Genomic DNA, 15297 nt, shown 5'->3' on the forward strand with positions numbered 1-15297 from the left:
GGAGCAGGCGCACGGTTCGCATGGGCTCAGGGTACCGCAAGGGGGTAGGGCCCCTCCCGGCCATATCCGCCGTCCGGTCCGCGGCGTCGGGGGCGCCGGTTCGGACGGCGTCGAGGACGGGCGTTCGGGACCGGCGTTCAGGACGGCTCACCGGCGGCGGGTCCGACGGACGAACGGGACCGCGCCGCCGGCACCGACCCCGGCAGCAGCCCCGACGGCGGTGACGGCCGTGTCGACCCCGGCCCCGCCGCCTCCCCCACCCCCGCGGCACCGGACTCCACCGCAGCACCGGACTCCACCGCGACGTCGGCCTCCGCCACCGCCGCCACCTCAGGCCCCACAGCCACCGCCGACACCGCCGACACCGCCCGGAACGCCGCGTCGATGTCGCGCAGCGCCCGCGCGACCCGCTCCGACTGCATGCCGGCCGCCAGCGCGCGGGCCCGGTCCGCGGTGGCGACCGCCACGGCCGTGTCGCCGGTCCGTCGCTGGGAGTCGGCCAGCCGGACCATCAGCAGCGCCCGGGTCCGGGCCCGTCCGGGGCCGAGCCCGGCCACCGCCTCGGCCAGCAGCTCCTGGGCACGCCGGTCGTCACCCAGGAGAAGGTGCCCCTCCCCCACCATGCCCGCGAGGTCGGCGCGCACCTCACCGGCCTCGCCGTCCTCCTCCACGTGCCCCGCCCCCAGCTCCGCGAAGGCCCGTTCCGCCGCCTCCGCCAACGCCGCCCCCTCGCCCCGCCGCCCGTACGCGCGTGCGATCCGCCCGAGCTGCAGCGCCCGGTCGGCCGGGCCCAGCGCGTCACCGGCCGCCTCCACCGCCTCCGCCAGCACGGTGGCCACGTCCAGCCCCCGCCCGCCCGCGCCCTGGGTGGCGAGCACCACCAGGCCGCCGACCACGGCCACCCCCTGCCGGCGCTCGCCGCTCACGTGCGCGGCGCGAAGCGCCGCCGCGAACGCGCGCTGGGCGGCGGCGTCGTGACCGAGGTCGTACGCGGCCCAGCCCGCCAGCCCGGCCAGCCGGCTCGCCGCGCCGTACAGCGCGCGACCGAGCGGTTCGTCGTACGCGCCGAGTTCCAGCAGCTTGGCGACCATGGCCAGTTCGGCGCGGGCCGGACCGAGGACGAGGCCGCCACCGCAGGCGCGTTCCAGCCGCCGCTTGCTCCGGTAGCCGAGGCCGAGTTCGCGGACCAGCCCGGGGTCGACGCGCAGCGCGCCGTCGCCGCCCGCGACGGGGGGCGGCGGGGTGGCCAGCCGCCGGGCGGCCCCGGCGAGGTCGGTGTCGCGGAAGAGGTCGGTGAGGCGGACCGGTCCGGCGTCGGCGGCCGCCTCGCGCAGCGCGGTCTGTGCGGTGTCGGCCGTCCACGGGTCGGTGAGCAGCCGCGGGGAGAGGATCTTGGCGCCCCGGTGGCCGCCCATCCGGCCCCACAGCTGTTCGTAGGTGACGGCGATGCCCAGGGTGCGGCTGAGCACCTCGCAGACGGCCTGGTCGTGCGGGCTGCGCGGGACCATGCCGCGGTCGCGCCACTTGTAGGGGGCGGTGGAGCTGATCGCCAGCCGCGACGGGAGGGTGAGGTTGACCTCGCGGGCCAGTCGCTCCGGGTTCCAGCCGAGCTGGTGCAGTATCCGGGCGAGTTCCTCGTTGCGTCTGCGCTCCAGGTCCGCCATGGCTCCGACGGTAGCGGTCCGCCGGGCCGCGCCGCCCCGGGCCCGTGAAAAAGCCGCGCCCCGCGGGACCCGCCTCCGGGAACGCCGAAGGCCGCCTCCCGGTTCGGGAGGCGGCCTTCGACTTCTGTGGAGCTACGGGGAATTGAACCCCGGACCTCTTGCATGCCATGCAAGCGCTCTACCAACTGAGCTACAGCCCCTTGACTTGCAGTGTCACCGGGGGTTTCGTTCCGTTTCCCTCGGCGACATCGACTACTTTACACGGTCCGAGGGGTGCTCCACGAATCCGTTCTCCGGGCCCGTCTCCCGCCCGTCCGGGCCGCTGCCGCGCAGCGGGGGCGGGCGGTCACCCGCTCCGTCCGGGCCGCTCCCCCGCGGCGGCCCGGACGCCCCCGTCCCCGTCCCCCTCCCTCCGTCCCCCTCTCCCGCCCTGCCCGGGCCCGGCCGCTCCCCCGGGACGGCCGGGCCCGGGCCCCGGTGCTCAGGCGCGGCCCCGCCGCGGCACGGCCCGGCTACCCCGCTATCCGGCCACCGCCCGCCGGACCCGCGCGGCGAAGACGGCCCCGATCACCATCCCCGTCCCGGCGACGACCGTGGTGACCAGCAGCGCGTGCCCGGAGTCGCGGGCGGGTGCCGGCAGGTCGACCGAACCGAGGAAGACCGTGCCGAGCAGCGCCACCCCGGCGACCTGTCCGAGCTGGATGGCGGTGACCATCACCCCGCTGGCGTCCGCCGCGTCCGCCGGGGCGACCCGGCCGAGTGCACGGGCGAACAGCGGCGCGTAGGCGCAGCCCGCGACCAGGCCGAGGGCGACGGTCAGCAGCAGGGGCGCCGCACCGACGTCCGTGCCGTCGCGCAGGAGCAGGCCGAGCAGCGCGTAGCCGGGGGCGAGCAGTCCGGTGCCGAGGATCGGGAGGACGCCGTGCAGCCTCCGGGGCAGCCGCTGCCAGTTCAGGCTGGCGAGCCCGAAGCCGACCGCGATCGGGGCCGAGCAGAGCCCGGCGTGCAGGGCGCTGTAGCTCAGCCCGGACTGCTGGTGCAGGGCGAAGGCGAGCATGAAGCCCGCGTAGGCCAGCATGATCATGAACAGTCCGCCGAGCGCGGGGAGCAGTCCGACCGCGCCCAGCACCCGGCCGGAGATCAGCGGCTGCCCGCCGCGCCGCGCGATCCGCCGCTCGACCACCGCGAACAGGGCGAACAGCAGCGCGCTGGCGCAGAGCAGCATCCAGCCCCAGGCCGGCCAGCCGAGTTCGTGGCCGAGGACGAGCGGCACCACCAGCATTCCGATGGCGGCGGCCAGCACCACCAGGCCGGGGACGTCGAAGCCGCGTTCGCGGTCGCCGGGCAGGTCGGGCAGCAGCCGGGCACCGGCCGCGAGCAGCAGGAGCCCGATCGGCACGTTGACCAGGAACACCGGGCGCCAGCCCGAGCCGAACAGGTCGGCGCTGACGAGGACCCCGCCGAGCACCTGTCCGGCGGCCAGCCCCCCGGCCAGCACCGCCGAGTAGAGCCCGAGCGCCCTGGTCCGGGCCGGGCCGGTGAAGGTCCGCTGCACCAGGCTCATCACCTGGGGCACCATCAGGGCCGCGCCGGCGCCCTGGAGGAGCCGGAAGGCGATCAGCCAGCCGGTGGCGGGGGCGAGTCCGCAGGCGAGGGAGGCGGCGGTGAAGGAGGCCAGGCCCGTCTGGAAGAGCCTGCTGTAGCCGTACCGGGCGCCGAGCCTTGCGCCGGTGATGAGCAGCACCGCGTAGGCGACGGTGTAGCCGGCCACGACGAACTGGAGGGCGGCGCCGGAGGCCCCCAGGTCGGTGCGGATGGTCGGCACGGCGACGTTGACGATGGCGGTGTCGAGAACGGCCATGAACTGGCCGCAGAGCACGAGCGCGAGGAGCAGCCGGGGCCTGGCGACCGGCACCGCGCCGGTCGGGGCGGCGGCGGGGGCGCCGGCCGGGGCGGCGGTCGGGACGGCGCCGGTCGGGCCGCGCCGGGTCTGGAGATCCGTCATGGACCGAGCGTCACCGACCGCCGGTACCGGTGGTTAGAGCCTGCCGATCCTGGTACCGACAGCACCTGTCCGGCCCGGCCGGGCTGCGGCACGATGACGGTATGACCGTCCTGGACGACCGCGGCGCCGCCGAGCCCGCGACCGCACGCGCCCCCGCCCGGCTCCCTGCCGTCCTCCGCACCCCCGCCACCACGGCCGCCGCCACAAGCGGCCCCGCCTCCGCCGCAACCGGCCGCCGGGACCGTCGCCGCAGCGAGCTGGCCCGGTACCTCCGCGCCTGCCGGGCCCGGGTCGCCCCCGAGGAGGTCGGCCTCCCGCCCGGTCTGCGCCGCCGCACCCCGGGACTGCGCCGCGAGGAGGTCGCGCAGCTCGCCGGGGTCGGGGTGACCTGGTACACGTGGCTGGAACAGGGCCGTCCCATCAACGCCAGCGAGCAGGTGGTGACCGCGGTGGCCCGGGCACTGCGGCTGGACCCGACCGAGCGCGAGCACCTGTTCCGGCTGGCCGAGGTCGCCGTGCGGCCGCCGGTGCAGCCGGAGCCACCGGTCCTGGACCCGGCGACCCAGGTGATCCTGGACGCCCTGGTGCCCCTGCCCGCCGCCGTCTCCAACACCCGGTTCGACGTGCTGGCGTGGAACGGCCCGTACGAGGCCCTGTTCGCGGCGAGCCGGGCACGGACGGACGACGGCTGGTTCAACAGCCTCTGGTGCACGGTCACCAGCCCGACCTGCTGCAACCCGTTCCTGAACCGGGAGGAGGCGCTGCCGCAGATGGTCGGGGTGCTGCGCAACGCCTACGGCAAGCACCTCGGCGAGCCGGCCTGGGAGAACCACGTCCGGGCGCTGACCGCGGTGAGCGGGGAGTTCCGGGAGCTGTGGGCCCGGCAGGAGGTGGCGCCGCAGCGGACGTCGCTGAAGGTCTTCCGGCACCCGGACGTGGGGGTGCTGCGGCTGAACGCCACGTACCTGACGATCCCCGGGATGCCCGAGACCTTCGTGGTCGTCTACACCCCGGACGGGCCCGCGGACCGCGAGCGGGTCGAGCGGCTGGCCGCCCTGCCGCCCGGCGGCTGGGCCAACCCCTGCGACCACTCCGAGACCTGCCCCGAGCGCCCCGGCGACGGCGCCGCCGTACGGCCGGACTCCCCGTAGGCGCGTTCCGGCCACCCGGTGCACCACCCCGACCACCGAGCGGACCGAACGGACGACGGACGGCAAGAAGGCCGCCACCCGATGGGTGGCGGCCTTCTCGTCGTCTGTGGAGCTACGGGGAATTGAACCCCGGACCTCTTGCATGCCATGCAAGCGCTCTACCAACTGAGCTACAGCCCCGCGACACGCACGGCCCTCGCGGACCGCAGGTGCGGAGTGGAGCTACGGGGAATTGAACCCCGGACCTCTTGCATGCCATGCAAGCGCTCTACCAACTGAGCTACAGCCCCGCACTCACCGGATTTCCCGCTTCCCTTCCGGGCTGCGTTTCCTCCGTGCGAACGAGGAAGACTCTAACCGGTCAGGCCCGGAACTGCGAAATCCGCTCCCCGTAGACCACTCCACGCCCCCTCCGCGCACCGCTCAGGTGTCGTCGCCGATCACCGGCTCCGGCAGCGTGCCGGCGTTGTGCTCCAGCAGTCGCCACCCGAGCGCGCCCCGGCCCAGCACGGACCAGCAGCAGTTGGACAGCCCGCCGAAGCACTCCCAGAGCTCCGGCTCCAGGCCGAGCAGCCGCCCGAGCATGGTCCGGATGGTGCCCCCGTGGCTGACGACGACCAGCGTGCCGTTCTCGGGCAGCTTGTCCGCCGCTTCGAGCACCACCGGCACCGAGCGGTCGGCGACCTCCGTGGAGAGTTCACCGCCGCCGCGCCGGACCGGCTCGCCCTGCGCCCAGGCCTCGTACTCCTCCGGGTACCGGGCCCGGATCTCGGCGTTGGTGAGCCCCTGCCAGGAGCCCGCGTAGGTCTCCCGCAGCCCCTCGTGGTGCTGCACGTCCAGGCCGGTGACCCGGGCCAGCTCCTCGGCGGTGCGCCGGGCCCGCTGGAGGTCGGAGGAGATCAGCAAGTCGGGCTGGAGGCCGGCGAGCAGCCGGGCGGCACGCTGCGCCTGCAGCACGCCCTGCCCGGTCAGCTCGATGTCCGTGGTGCCCTGGAACCGCGACTCAAGGTTCCAGGACGTCTGGCCGTGCCGCCAGAAGACGATGCGCGGGCCCCGCGCGTCCCGGCTCAGCTGTAGTCCTCGGCGCCGAAGTCGTCCGCGGGGGCCTGCTCGGCCGGGGCGACGGCGTTGCCGGCCGCGTCGGTGTGGGCCTCGGGACGGTTGCGGGAGGCCAGGGCGTCCTCCGGCAGCGGCAGCTCGGGGCAGTCCTTCCAGAGCCGGTCGAGCGAGTAGAAGGAGCGCTCCTCGGAGTGCTGGACGTGCACCACGATGTCCAGGTAGTCGAGCAGGATCCAGCGGCCGTCGCGCTCGCCCTCGCGGCGGACCGGCTTGATGTCCAGCTTCTCGCGCAGCTGGTCCTCGATCTCCTCGGCGATCGAACGGACCTGGCGGTCGTTGCTCGCGGAGGCGATCAGGAAGGCGTCGGTGATCGACAGCACCTCGCTGACGTCGAACGCGACGATGTTGTGGGCCAGCTTGTCGGCCGCCGCCTGGGCGGCGACGTTGATGAGTTCCTGGCTGTGGTCAGTGGCGGTCACGGTGTACTTCCGGCTCGGCGGCTTGGGGGGCGCCCCGGAGCGCTGGGCGCCGGGATCGCCTTCCAGGATCTCACGTCGCTCCGGCGGCCCCGGAACCGTTTTCCGGGGCCGCCCGCCCTGAGCCCGTCGCTACGGCGCCTTCGGCGGCGCGTAGTCCTTGCCGAGCACGACCACCAGGTCGGCGTTCTGCGCGTCGGTGACCTTCTTCACCGCCGTTTCGGGCAGGTTGAGGCTGGTCGCCAGCGACTTCGCGGCGGCCTGCCGGGCGTCGTCGGTGTAGCGGATCTCACTGGCCGGCTGCGGCGCGGTCTTCGCTCCGCCCGGGACGAAGGTGAGGCCCGCGTTGATCACCTGGACCTGCGCGGCGGCGGCCGCCTGGTCGTTGCCGCTGGCGTCCTGGACGGAGACCCGGACGGGCGCGTCGGCGGAGGCCGCGGCCTTGAGAGTGCCGCCCAGCACCTCCTTGACCTGCTTGCCGGCGGTGGCCTCGTCCAGCGTGCCGTCGGGGTTCACGGTCAGCGCGGTGGTGCCGAACTGCCCGTTCCTGGCCAGCTGGGCGAGCTGGAGGAGCACTCCGGCCAGCGCGTCCTCGGGCAGCGAGGGGTCGAGCACCGCGTTCATCCGGTGGACGTCGTCCTTGGCGTCCTTGAACTCGACCGGCATGGTGCGCACCACCGCGTCCATCACCTGGCCGAACCGGGCCAGCTGGGCGTCCCGGCCCTCGCCCTGGTTCTGCAGGGTGGCGTAGGCGACGGCCGCCTTCCCGTTCAGCAGGGTGTTCTTCCCGGCGGCGGAGAGCACCTTGCCGTCCGGCTTGCCGCCCTCGTGGGTCTCCGCGTTGGTGTCCACCCGGACGCCGCCGAGCTGGGCGACGAGCAGTTCCAGGTACGGGGTGTCCAGCCGCCAGGTGCCGGCGACGGGGGCGCCGAGCACGGTGGCCAGGCCGTCGCGGGTGGCGGAGGCGCCGACGCTGTCCATCGCCTGGCCGACGGTGGTGACCGGCGGGTCGCCGGGACCGGGCAGCCGCAGGGTGTCCGGGAGCAGCAGGACGGTGCCCTTCTTCCCCGAGGCGTCGTTGACGAGCAGCGCGCTGGACACCTTGCCCTGGAGGTCGCGCAGGTGGACGACGTTGACCTGGCGCGGTCCGGCGGCGACGGCCGCGGTCCGGCTGTCGCCGCGGGTGAACCACAGGTAGCCGCCGACGCCGGCGCCGACGAGCGCCAGCGCCACGCCGGCGCCGAGCAGCCGGGTGCGCAGCTTGCGGCGGCGCTCGGCGCGCACCTCGCTGCGGGACTCGGCGAACTTCAGCCAGTCGATGACGTCCTCGGACTCCTCCGCCTCCTCGTCGACGAAGGTGAACTCGCCCGTCGGGTAGTCGTCCTTGTCCCCCTTGGGCGTCCTGCCCCTGGCGGCGCGGCCTCCGCCGACCTGCTCGGACGGCGGCTCGGGCTTGGCCGGGGCCGGTTCGGCAGGGGGCCGGGGCGTCCGGGGGCGCGGCGGCACGGGGGCGGGCGCAGGGGCGGCTGCAGGCGCCCCCGGTGCGGGGGCGGCGGGCTCCGGCTCGGTCACCACCGGCATCTGCGCGGTCGTGTAGGCCTGCTGGGCCTGCTGCTGGTAGGGGTCGTAGACCTGCTGGTACTGGTCCTGGTAGCCGTAGCCGTCCTGCTGCTGGTACCCCTGCTGCACCGGCTGCCCGTACTGGTCGTACTGCTGCGCGGGCTGCTGCTCGTACCGCTGCCCCTGCTGCCCCTGCTGCTCGAACTGCCCGCCGCCGTAGCCGCCCTGCTGCGGGTAGCCCTGCTGGTACTGCTGCTGGTACTGCCCGGTGGACCAGTCGTCCTGCTGCCGGTAGCCCTGCTGCACCGGCTGCCCGTACTGGTCGTACTGGTCGTACTGCTGCGCGGGCTGCTGCTCGTACCGCTGCCCCTGCTGCCCCTGCTGCTCGAACTGCTCGTACGGCGGTTCCTGCTGCGGGTAGCCCTGCTGGTACTGCTGCTGGTACTGCCCGGCGGGCCAGTCGTCCTGCTGCCCCTGTGGTCCCTGCGGTCCCCTGCGATCGCTCATCCGTCGGCCCCTCCGGGATCAGGTCCGGTGCGGCGCGTAGAGCGCCCGCTTGTCGATGTAGCGGACCACGCCGTCCGGGACGAGGTACCAGACCGGTTCGCCCTTGGCGACCCGGTTGCGGCAGTCCGTGGAGGAGATGGCCAGCGCCGGGACCTCCACCAGGGAGACCCCGCCCACCGGAAGCCCGGCGTCCGACAGAGTGTGCCCCGGCCGGGTGCAGCCGATGAAGTGGGCGAGCGAGAAGAGCTCCTCGGAGTCCCGCCAGGAGAGGATCTGGGCGAGCGCGTCGGCGCCGGTGATGAAGAAGAGGTCGGCGTCGGGGTGCAGCGCGCGCAGGTCGCGCAGGGTGTCGACGGTGTACGTCGGGCCCTCGCGGTCGATGTCGATCCGACTGACCGAGAACTGCGGGTTCTCCGCGGTGGCGATGACCGTCATCAGGTAGCGGTCCTCGGCCGGGGTGACGTGGCGGTCGGTCTTCTGCCAGGGCTGTCCGGTCGGCACGAAGATCACCTCGTCCAGGTGGAACGCGCTGGCGACCTCACTGGCGGCGACGAGGTGTCCGTGGTGGATCGGGTCGAAGGTTCCACCCATCACACCGAGGCGCCTCTTCTCCGGCGCCGGCCCGCCGGGGTTCCCGGTCTGCTCTCCCATGGCGCCACACCTTACGCGACGCCCGTTACGGTGCGGGAACGCCCGGGTGGCGGGATTCCCGGGCACGCGCACGGGAGCGGCCGGCGGCTCGCCGGACGCTCCCGGGACCGGCCGGCCCGTCGGGGCGGCCGGAGGAGAGGGCCCTGGTCCTCTCCTCTTCCGAAGGAGAGGGCCTAGCGGTCCTTGTTGAACCGGGTGGTCACGAAGAGCAGCAGCAGAAGGACGAACAGCGCGGCGCCACCCGTCAGGTACGGGTTGAGGCTGTCGTGGTTGCCCCCCTCGCCCTCGTTCGCGAGGAGGTTCAGGACGGGGAGTGCGGCGGCAGTGCTCATGGTCGGCGGGACCTTCTCGGCTCGGGTGGCGGGCAGGAGGTGTGTCGGGCCGGTGAGGGCCCACCTGTCATCGTACGGGGGGTTACACCGCAACCGCTCGGCGGCCCACCGCGTCTGAACCGCCGTGAGCCCGGTGCCCGCACGGGGCCGGCCGCCCGCTCCCCCGGGAGCCGGTCAGCTCTTGCGGCCGGCCCGCAGCAGGAGCCAGGCGAGCAGGCCGACGCCGACGAACGAGGCCACCACGATGATCCGCAGGAAGAGCCCGGGCCCGTCCTCCCCCGAGATCGGGGCGGCCAGGCTGACAAGGGCTTCGGTGGACATCTGGGGGCTCCTCGGACTGCTCGGTGCGGCGGCCGGGTCCGGCCCGGCCCTCCCGGACATTCAGGGTAGACCGGGCTCACACCTGCGCCGCCCACCGCCCCCTCACCGCCCGGCCCGCGTCGCCGGACGGCCGCCCTCCAGAGCGCCCGGGAGGCCGTGACGGGCCCACGTAGGGTGTCCGCGGGGACGAGTACGCAACCGCGGACGTTGCAGAGACAGTCGTTGCAGGCGAAGACCAGCGGGGGCCGGCCAACGGCCGGGGCCGCCGTCGACCAGGAGGTACTCACACATGACCGACACGACCGCGAAGACCCCGAGCCGTCGCCGCCAGCGCTTCCCGGAGATCTCCACCCGGGCCTGGGAGCACCCGGCGGACCGCTCGGCGCTGGTCGCGCTGCGCAAGCTGACCGGCTTCGACGACGTGCTGAGGAAGCTCGCCGGCCTGGTGTCCGAGCGCTCGATCCGGCTGATGTTCCTGGCCACCGCCGTGAAGACCTCGGAGCGTCAGTTCCCCGAACTACACGGGATGGTCCGCGACGCCGCCTACGTGCTCGACCTGGAGCAGGTCCCGGACCTGTACGTCACCCAGGACCCGGCGGTCAACGCGTTCTGCATCGGCATCGACACGCCGATCATCGTGGTCACCAGCGGCCTGGTGGAGCTGCTGGACGAGGAGGAGCTCCGCTCGGTGATCGGCCACGAGGTCGGCCACGCGATGTCCGGGCACGCGGTCTACCGGACGATGCTGCTGATCCTCACCAACATCGCCGCCCGGATCGCCTGGGTGCCGCTCGGCAACCTGGCGATCATGGCGATCGTCACCGCGCTCAAGGAGTGGTTCCGCAAGGCCGAGCTCTCCAGCGACCGGGCCGGCCTGCTGGCCGGGCAGGACCTCCAGGCGTCCATGCGGGCCCTGATGAAGCTGGCCGGCGGCCACAACCTGGCCGAGATGAACGTCGACGCCTTCCTGGAGCAGGCCGAGGAGTACGAGAAGGCCGGGGACCTGCGCGACGGCGTGCTCAAGCTGCTCCAGGTGCTGCCGCAGAGCCACCCGTTCGCGGTGGTCCGGGTCGCCCAGCTGAAGAAGTGGGCGGAGGGCGAGGAGTACCGCTCGATCCTGGCCGGCGCCTACCCGCGCCGCACCGACGACTCCGAGACCTCGGTCGGCGACCAGTGGAAGGCCGCCGCCGACCACTACACGACCACGGTGAAGGAGAGCAAGGACCCGCTGATGGGCCTGATCCGCGACGTCGCGGGCGGCGCGGCCACCGTCGGCGGCAAGCTCCGCGACACCTTCACCGGGGCCTCCCGCAACGGAAGCAACGGCAGCAACGGCAACGGGAGCAACGGCGACGGCAGCTGAGCCGCTCCCCCACCTGCGGGGCGCGCCGTACGACGCACCCCTGCGACGCGCCCCTGGGACGGCCCCCGGCACCCGCCGGGGGCCGTCCCGCTCACCGGGCCCGCCCGCCGTCCGACCGGCCCGCCGTCCGGGACGCGGCCGTCGGCGCACCGACCCGAAGCCCCCGGCCCGACCCCGCCCGACCGCCGACACCCGCCTCAGCTCCCCGCCAGCACCCCGCACACCTGCCACGCGGGCCGCGCGTGGTTGCCCGGATCGACGGCCGGCGGCGCGGTGGGCGGGGAAGCGGCCGACCCGGCGGCCGGGGAGGCCCCGTCCGCGCCCGCGAGTACCGGCTGGACGAAGCCGGCCAGCGAGCCGTCGCACGGCGCCGGCCCGGCCTGCAGCACCGAGTCCACCAGCCGCAGCCGCGCCGAGGCCAGGTCGGTCCGGTCGAACTCGAAGGTCAGCTGCCGCCGCACGGTCTCCAGCGTGACCGGCGCCCCGCTCGGCGCCCCCGCCGCCTTCAGCGCGTAGACGAAGGTGTGGTCGGTGGTGATCTGCAGCGTCCCGGTGTCCGCCTCGTCGATCCGCATCGCACCCGCGACCTTCACGGTGTCGGCGGCCAGCGCGACCTGCGCCGGGTCGAAGCGGACCAGCCAGCCGGTCAGCGCGTGGTGCCGGTCGTCGGTCGGCTGGGCCACGCTGGCGTCGAACTGGGCCTGCTCGCCGGGGGTGACGAAGGCCCGCACGTCGGAGGTCGCGCCCTGCACCAGGGTGGCGGGCGCGAGCGAGGAGGCGACCAGGTAGCGCTGGACGGTGTCGAGCGCCTTGGTCACCTCGACCCGCGAGAAGTGCCCGGTGGCGCTCCCGGCCGGTGTCCCGAGCCCGATCGCGCCGTCGCTGTAGCCGGGCGGCAGCCCGGCGAACGGACTGGCCGGGTCGGCGACCGCCCGGACCGCCGAAGCCGGGCTCAACGCCACCAGGCTGACGGTCAGTTGACTGCCCTCGGGCCGGGCGGTGGGGCGGGTCGGCGAGCTGACGCCGAAGTAGACGGCGGCCGCGAAGGCCAGCAGGATCACCAGCAGCAGGGCGAGCGCCTGCCGGGGCACGGTGCCCAGCGGACCGAGCCGGACCTTGGGCCGGGTGGCCCGGCCGTACGCGCCGGCCAGCCGCTCCCGCGCCGACAGCTCCTGGATCCGGGCAGCCCGGACGAACGACTCGTCGAAGACGACGGACCGGTACTCGTCATCGTTTCCGGAACCGCCCTCGGGCGCACCCTCAGGAGGCTCTCGCGGGTCACCCATGACACCAGGGTAAGCCGCATCCTCGCCCCGCCACGAGGCCTCTGACACAGATCACCGGAAGCTCTCCGTGACCGGTGGCGGCCGCCCCGGGGCGCACCCGTCCGCCGCCCCGCCGGCCGGCGGCTCAGCCCGCGGGCGCGGTGACCACCAGCGACGGCTCGGCCGCCGGCGGCGACGGGTCGTTCCCCGGGCTGCTGCTGCCGGACTCGGGCCGCCTGGGGGCGCCACCGGCACCGCCCACGCCCTGGTAGACGGCCGCGACCGCGATCGCGATCAGGCCCACGCCCATGATCACAGCGAGCACCCAGGCCACCGGCCGGTGCCAGCGCTGCTGGGCGACGTAACGGCCGCGCCGGGCACCGAGCGGGTCGAACCCGGTCCGGCCCCAGCGGCGCGGTTTCCGCCCGGAGGCCCGGCCGGGGCCGGTCCACGGGTCGGGGTAGCGGTGGTCGTCGTCGAGTCCGCTCGGGTACGGGCGGAGCTCCAGCGGCACCCCGTCGCCGGCCGGGGCTTCGTAGCCCCAGGCCGAACCGGCCGCGTCCGGCTCGAACCGGGCCTCGGCAGCGGCGAGCTGCCGCTCCTTGGCCGTCGGCTCGTGCACGGCGGCGGACCGCACGAAGGCCTCATCGAAGACCACGGTGGCGAACTCGTCGTCCGCACCACCGTGGTCGGCGCCGTCGGGGTACGGCAAGCCCCCCACATCCTCAGCCACGGATTCAGCGTATTACCGGGAGGGGGATTTGTCTGTGGCTCCTCGCAGTTGGTCCATCACCCGTGTGACGCGGACCCGCCCGGGCGGCCTCCGGGGACCGCCCGGGGGCCGGTCAGCCGGCGTCGGCCGCGCCGCCCACGGTCTGCGCCGCCTCGCCCCGCACGTGCCCGTCACCAGTGACGATGTACTTGGTGCTGGTCAGCTCGGGCAGGCCCATCGGGCCGCGGGCGTGCAGCTTCTGGGTGGAGATGCCGATCTCGGCGCCGAAGCCGAACTCGCCGCCGTCGGTGAACCGGGTGGAGGCGTTGACGGCCACCGTGGTCGAGTCGACCAACCGGGTGAACCGCCGGGCGGCGGCCTGCGAGGTGGTGACGATCGCCTCGGTGTGGCCGGAGGACCAGCGGCGGATGTGCGCGACGGCGGCGTCCAGCGAGGGAACCACCGCGGCCGCCAGGTCGAGGGAGAGGTACTCGGCCCCCCAGTCCTCGTCGGTGGCGGGCAGCACGGTGGCGCCCGAACCCTCCGCGGCCTTCAGGACCGCCTCGTCGCCGTGCACGGTGACCCCGGCCCCGGCGAGCGCCGCGAGGGCGAGCGGCAGGAAGGCGTCGGCGACGTCCTGGTGGACCAGCAGGGTCTCCGCCGAGTTGCAGACGCTGACCCGCTGCGCCTTGGAGTTGAGCAGGATCCCGACGGCCATCGCGAGGTCCGTCTGCGCGTCCACGTAGACGTGGCAGTTGCCGGTGCCGGTCTCGATCACCGGAACGGTCGAACCCTCGACGACGGTGCGGATCAGCGAGGCGCCGCCGCGCGGGATCAGCACGTCGACCAGGCCGCGGGCGCGCATCAGCTCCCGGACCGAGTCCCGGCTCTCGCCCGGCACCAGCTGGACGGCGTCGACGGGCAGCCCCGCCCCGGCGACGGCGTCGCGCAGGACGGCGACCAGCGCGGTGTTGGACCGGTAGGCGGAGGCCGAACCGCGCAGCAGCACCGCGTTGCCGGACTTCAGGCAGAGCGCGGCGGCGTCCACGGTGACGTTCGGACGGGCCTCGTAGATGATGCCGACCACCCCGAGCGGCACCCGGACCTGGCGCACGTCCAGGCCGTTGGGCAGGGTGTAGCCGCGGATCACCTCGCCGACCGGGTCCGGCAGGCCGGCCACGTCGCGGACGTCGGAGGCGATCGCGGCGATCCGCTCCTCGGTGAGGGTCAGCCGGTCGATCACCGACTCGGCCGTGCCGGCCGCCCGGGCGAGGGCGACGTCCTCGGCGTTGGCCGCGGTGATCTCGCCGGCGCGGGCCACCAGGGCGTCCGCGATCGCCTGCAGCGCGGCGTCCTTCACCCGGCGCGGCAGTGGGGCGAGGTCCGCGGCGGCCTCCCGGGCACGGCGGGCTACGGCGAGGACGGGGCTGTCGGCGGTGGCGGGGTCGCTGCTCATGCGCCAAGGGTAGCGACTGGCCGGCCGCCGCCCGCCGGGTATTTCGCCCGGTGAGACGCCGCCCGCCCGGTCGGCCCGACCCCGGCGGACCTGCCCCGGCCGACCCGACCCACGCGGACCGGCCCCCTTCCGCACCGGCCGCCCCGCACCGGCCGGCCCCGGACCGGCCGCCCCGGAGGACCTCAGTAGGGGTGGACGCCCCCGAGGTGCGGCTGCGCACCGCCGAAGCCCTCGGCCACCCGCTTGTGGTAGGTCGCCCGGTCCACCACCTCCAGGCCGACGATCTCCCACGGCGGCAGGCTCGCGGTCACCTTGTGCTCGCCCCAGAGGCGCAGCGCGATCGCCGCCGCGTCGTGCAGGTCCCGGGCCTGCTCCCAGTACCGGATCTCCGCGTGGTCGGCGGCGTAGCGGGCGGTCAGGAAGAACGAGTGGTCGTGCGCCAGCCGCTCCAGTCCGGCCCGCAGCGCGGAGAGCGGGGTGACCTGCCCGGCCACGCTCAGCACCACGTGCCAGAGCCTGGCCTGCTCGGGCACGGTGGGCGGCTCGGTCTCCTCGCGCCGGTCCGGCCGGAGCCGGTGCACCGTGCCGGACCCCTGGGGCTGCGGACCGGCCGGACCGGCGGGGGCGTCGTCCCCGCCGCCGCCGATGCTGGTCAGCCGCCGGCCCGCCGTCCCTCCGGTCAGCGCTGCCTCGCGCCTGCGTTCCACCGGCGGCCTCCTGTTCGGCGATGTCGTGTCGTCGTGCCCGCCGGCCCCGGCCCGACGCGTACGGCTGC

The 15297-nt window shown here is 74.8% G+C and carries 14 protein-coding genes and 3 tRNA genes; 2 read left to right on the forward strand and 15 right to left on the reverse strand.

Annotated features, from left to right (window positions below):
* Positions 1-137 precede the first annotated feature (137 nt).
* The 3 genes from OG550_RS12155 to OG550_RS12165 form a co-directional block, all read right to left on the reverse strand.
* Positions 138-1664 carry a hypothetical protein gene (locus tag OG550_RS12155; protein ID WP_327676831.1) on the reverse strand — a complete coding sequence of 509 codons (1527 nt, stop codon included), beginning with the start codon at positions 1662-1664 and terminating at the stop codon, positions 138-140.
* 127 nt (positions 1665-1791) lie between these two features.
* Positions 1792-1864 (reverse strand) — tRNA-Ala (locus tag OG550_RS12160).
* Positions 1865-2184: 320 nt separating this feature from the next.
* The gene (locus OG550_RS12165) at positions 2185-3669 is read right to left on the reverse strand and encodes an MFS transporter (RefSeq protein ID WP_327676832.1); all 1485 of its coding nucleotides are present in this window, start codon (positions 3667-3669) and stop codon (positions 2185-2187) included.
* A 101-nt stretch (positions 3670-3770) separates the two neighbouring features.
* Between OG550_RS12165 and OG550_RS12170 the strand changes: the two genes are divergently transcribed.
* Entirely contained in the window at positions 3771-4820 is a 1050-nt protein-coding gene (locus tag OG550_RS12170) for a helix-turn-helix transcriptional regulator (RefSeq protein ID WP_327676834.1), read from the forward strand.
* A gap of 107 nt (positions 4821-4927) precedes the next feature.
* Here the strand turns inward: OG550_RS12170 and OG550_RS12175 are convergent.
* From OG550_RS12175 to OG550_RS12210, 8 genes are all read right to left on the reverse strand, one after another.
* Positions 4928-5000: transfer RNA gene (locus tag OG550_RS12175), tRNA-Ala, on the reverse strand.
* A 37-nt stretch (positions 5001-5037) separates the two neighbouring features.
* Positions 5038-5110, reverse strand: a tRNA-Ala gene (locus tag OG550_RS12180).
* A gap of 133 nt (positions 5111-5243) precedes the next feature.
* Positions 5244-5891, reverse strand: coding sequence for a histidine phosphatase family protein (locus OG550_RS12185; RefSeq protein ID WP_327683827.1), 648 nt, complete (start codon positions 5889-5891; stop codon positions 5244-5246).
* The gene (gene rsfS / locus OG550_RS12190) at positions 5888-6358 is read right to left on the reverse strand and encodes a ribosome silencing factor (RefSeq protein WP_327676835.1); all 471 of its coding nucleotides are present in this window, start codon (positions 6356-6358) and stop codon (positions 5888-5890) included. Before rsfS ends, OG550_RS12185 begins: the two co-directional genes overlap by 4 nt.
* Before the next feature lie 129 nt (positions 6359-6487).
* Positions 6488-8422 (reverse strand): LCP family protein, encoded by a 1935-nt coding sequence (locus OG550_RS12195; protein WP_327676837.1) that lies wholly within the window; start codon positions 8420-8422, stop codon positions 6488-6490.
* Positions 8423-8440: 18 nt separating this feature from the next.
* The gene (nadD, locus tag OG550_RS12200; RefSeq protein WP_327676840.1) at positions 8441-9073 is read right to left on the reverse strand and encodes a nicotinate-nucleotide adenylyltransferase; all 633 of its coding nucleotides are present in this window, start codon (positions 9071-9073) and stop codon (positions 8441-8443) included.
* 173 nt (positions 9074-9246) lie between these two features.
* Positions 9247-9405, reverse strand: a complete 159-nt coding sequence (locus OG550_RS12205; RefSeq protein ID WP_327676842.1) for a hypothetical protein — start codon at positions 9403-9405, stop codon at positions 9247-9249.
* Positions 9406-9579: 174 nt separating this feature from the next.
* A complete protein-coding gene (locus tag OG550_RS12210) occupies positions 9580-9726 on the reverse strand; it encodes a hypothetical protein (protein WP_327676844.1) in 147 nt (48 codons plus the stop codon).
* A gap of 289 nt (positions 9727-10015) precedes the next feature.
* Between OG550_RS12210 and OG550_RS12215 the strand changes: the two genes are divergently transcribed.
* Complete coding sequence (locus OG550_RS12215) at positions 10016-11089, forward strand: M48 family metallopeptidase (protein WP_327676846.1); 1074 nt, start codon at positions 10016-10018, stop codon at positions 11087-11089.
* A gap of 197 nt (positions 11090-11286) precedes the next feature.
* Here the strand turns inward: OG550_RS12215 and OG550_RS12220 are convergent, their stop codons facing one another.
* From OG550_RS12220 to OG550_RS12235, 4 genes are all read right to left on the reverse strand, one after another.
* A complete protein-coding gene (locus OG550_RS12220; RefSeq protein WP_327676848.1) occupies positions 11287-12375 on the reverse strand; it encodes an SCO2583 family membrane protein in 1089 nt (362 codons plus the stop codon).
* 124 nt (positions 12376-12499) lie between these two features.
* Positions 12500-13087 carry an SCO2584 family spore wall biosynthesis protein gene (locus OG550_RS12225; protein ID WP_327676850.1) on the reverse strand — a complete coding sequence of 196 codons (588 nt, stop codon included), beginning with the start codon at positions 13085-13087 and terminating at the stop codon, positions 12500-12502.
* A gap of 112 nt (positions 13088-13199) precedes the next feature.
* Positions 13200-14522 (reverse strand): glutamate-5-semialdehyde dehydrogenase, encoded by a 1323-nt coding sequence (locus tag OG550_RS12230; RefSeq protein WP_327676852.1) that lies wholly within the window; start codon positions 14520-14522, stop codon positions 13200-13202.
* 182 nt (positions 14523-14704) lie between these two features.
* Complete coding sequence (locus tag OG550_RS12235; RefSeq protein WP_327676854.1) at positions 14705-15229, reverse strand: hypothetical protein; 525 nt, start codon at positions 15227-15229, stop codon at positions 14705-14707.
* Positions 15230-15297 lie beyond the last annotated feature (68 nt).

Origin of the sequence: Kitasatospora sp. NBC_00458 (assembly GCF_036013975.1) — a bacterium.
Taxonomy (GTDB): domain Bacteria; phylum Actinomycetota; class Actinomycetes; order Streptomycetales; family Streptomycetaceae; genus Kitasatospora.

Excerpts from the sequence above, each read along its gene's own strand:
- OG550_RS12210 (WP_327676844.1), bottom strand. The coding sequence starts at position 9,726 with ATGTCCACCGAAGCCCTTGTCAGCCTGGCCGCCCCGATCTCGGGGGAG.
- OG550_RS12165 (WP_327676832.1), bottom strand. The coding sequence starts at position 3,669 with ATGACGGATCTCCAGACCCGGCGCGGCCCGACCGGCGCCGTCCCGACC.
- OG550_RS12195 (WP_327676837.1), bottom strand. The coding sequence starts at position 8,422 with ATGAGCGATCGCAGGGGACCGCAGGGACCACAGGGGCAGCAGGACGAC.
- OG550_RS12215 (WP_327676846.1), top strand. The coding sequence starts at position 10,016 with ATGACCGACACGACCGCGAAGACCCCGAGCCGTCGCCGCCAGCGCTTC.
- OG550_RS12155 (WP_327676831.1), bottom strand. The coding sequence starts at position 1,664 with ATGGCGGACCTGGAGCGCAGACGCAACGAGGAACTCGCCCGGATACTG.
- OG550_RS12205 (WP_327676842.1), bottom strand. The coding sequence starts at position 9,405 with ATGAGCACTGCCGCCGCACTCCCCGTCCTGAACCTCCTCGCGAACGAG.
- nadD (WP_327676840.1), bottom strand. The coding sequence starts at position 9,073 with ATGGGAGAGCAGACCGGGAACCCCGGCGGGCCGGCGCCGGAGAAGAGG.
- OG550_RS12230 (WP_327676852.1), bottom strand. The coding sequence starts at position 14,522 with ATGAGCAGCGACCCCGCCACCGCCGACAGCCCCGTCCTCGCCGTAGCC.
- OG550_RS12220 (WP_327676848.1), bottom strand. The coding sequence starts at position 12,375 with ATGGGTGACCCGCGAGAGCCTCCTGAGGGTGCGCCCGAGGGCGGTTCC.
- OG550_RS12170 (WP_327676834.1), top strand. The coding sequence starts at position 3,771 with ATGACCGTCCTGGACGACCGCGGCGCCGCCGAGCCCGCGACCGCACGC.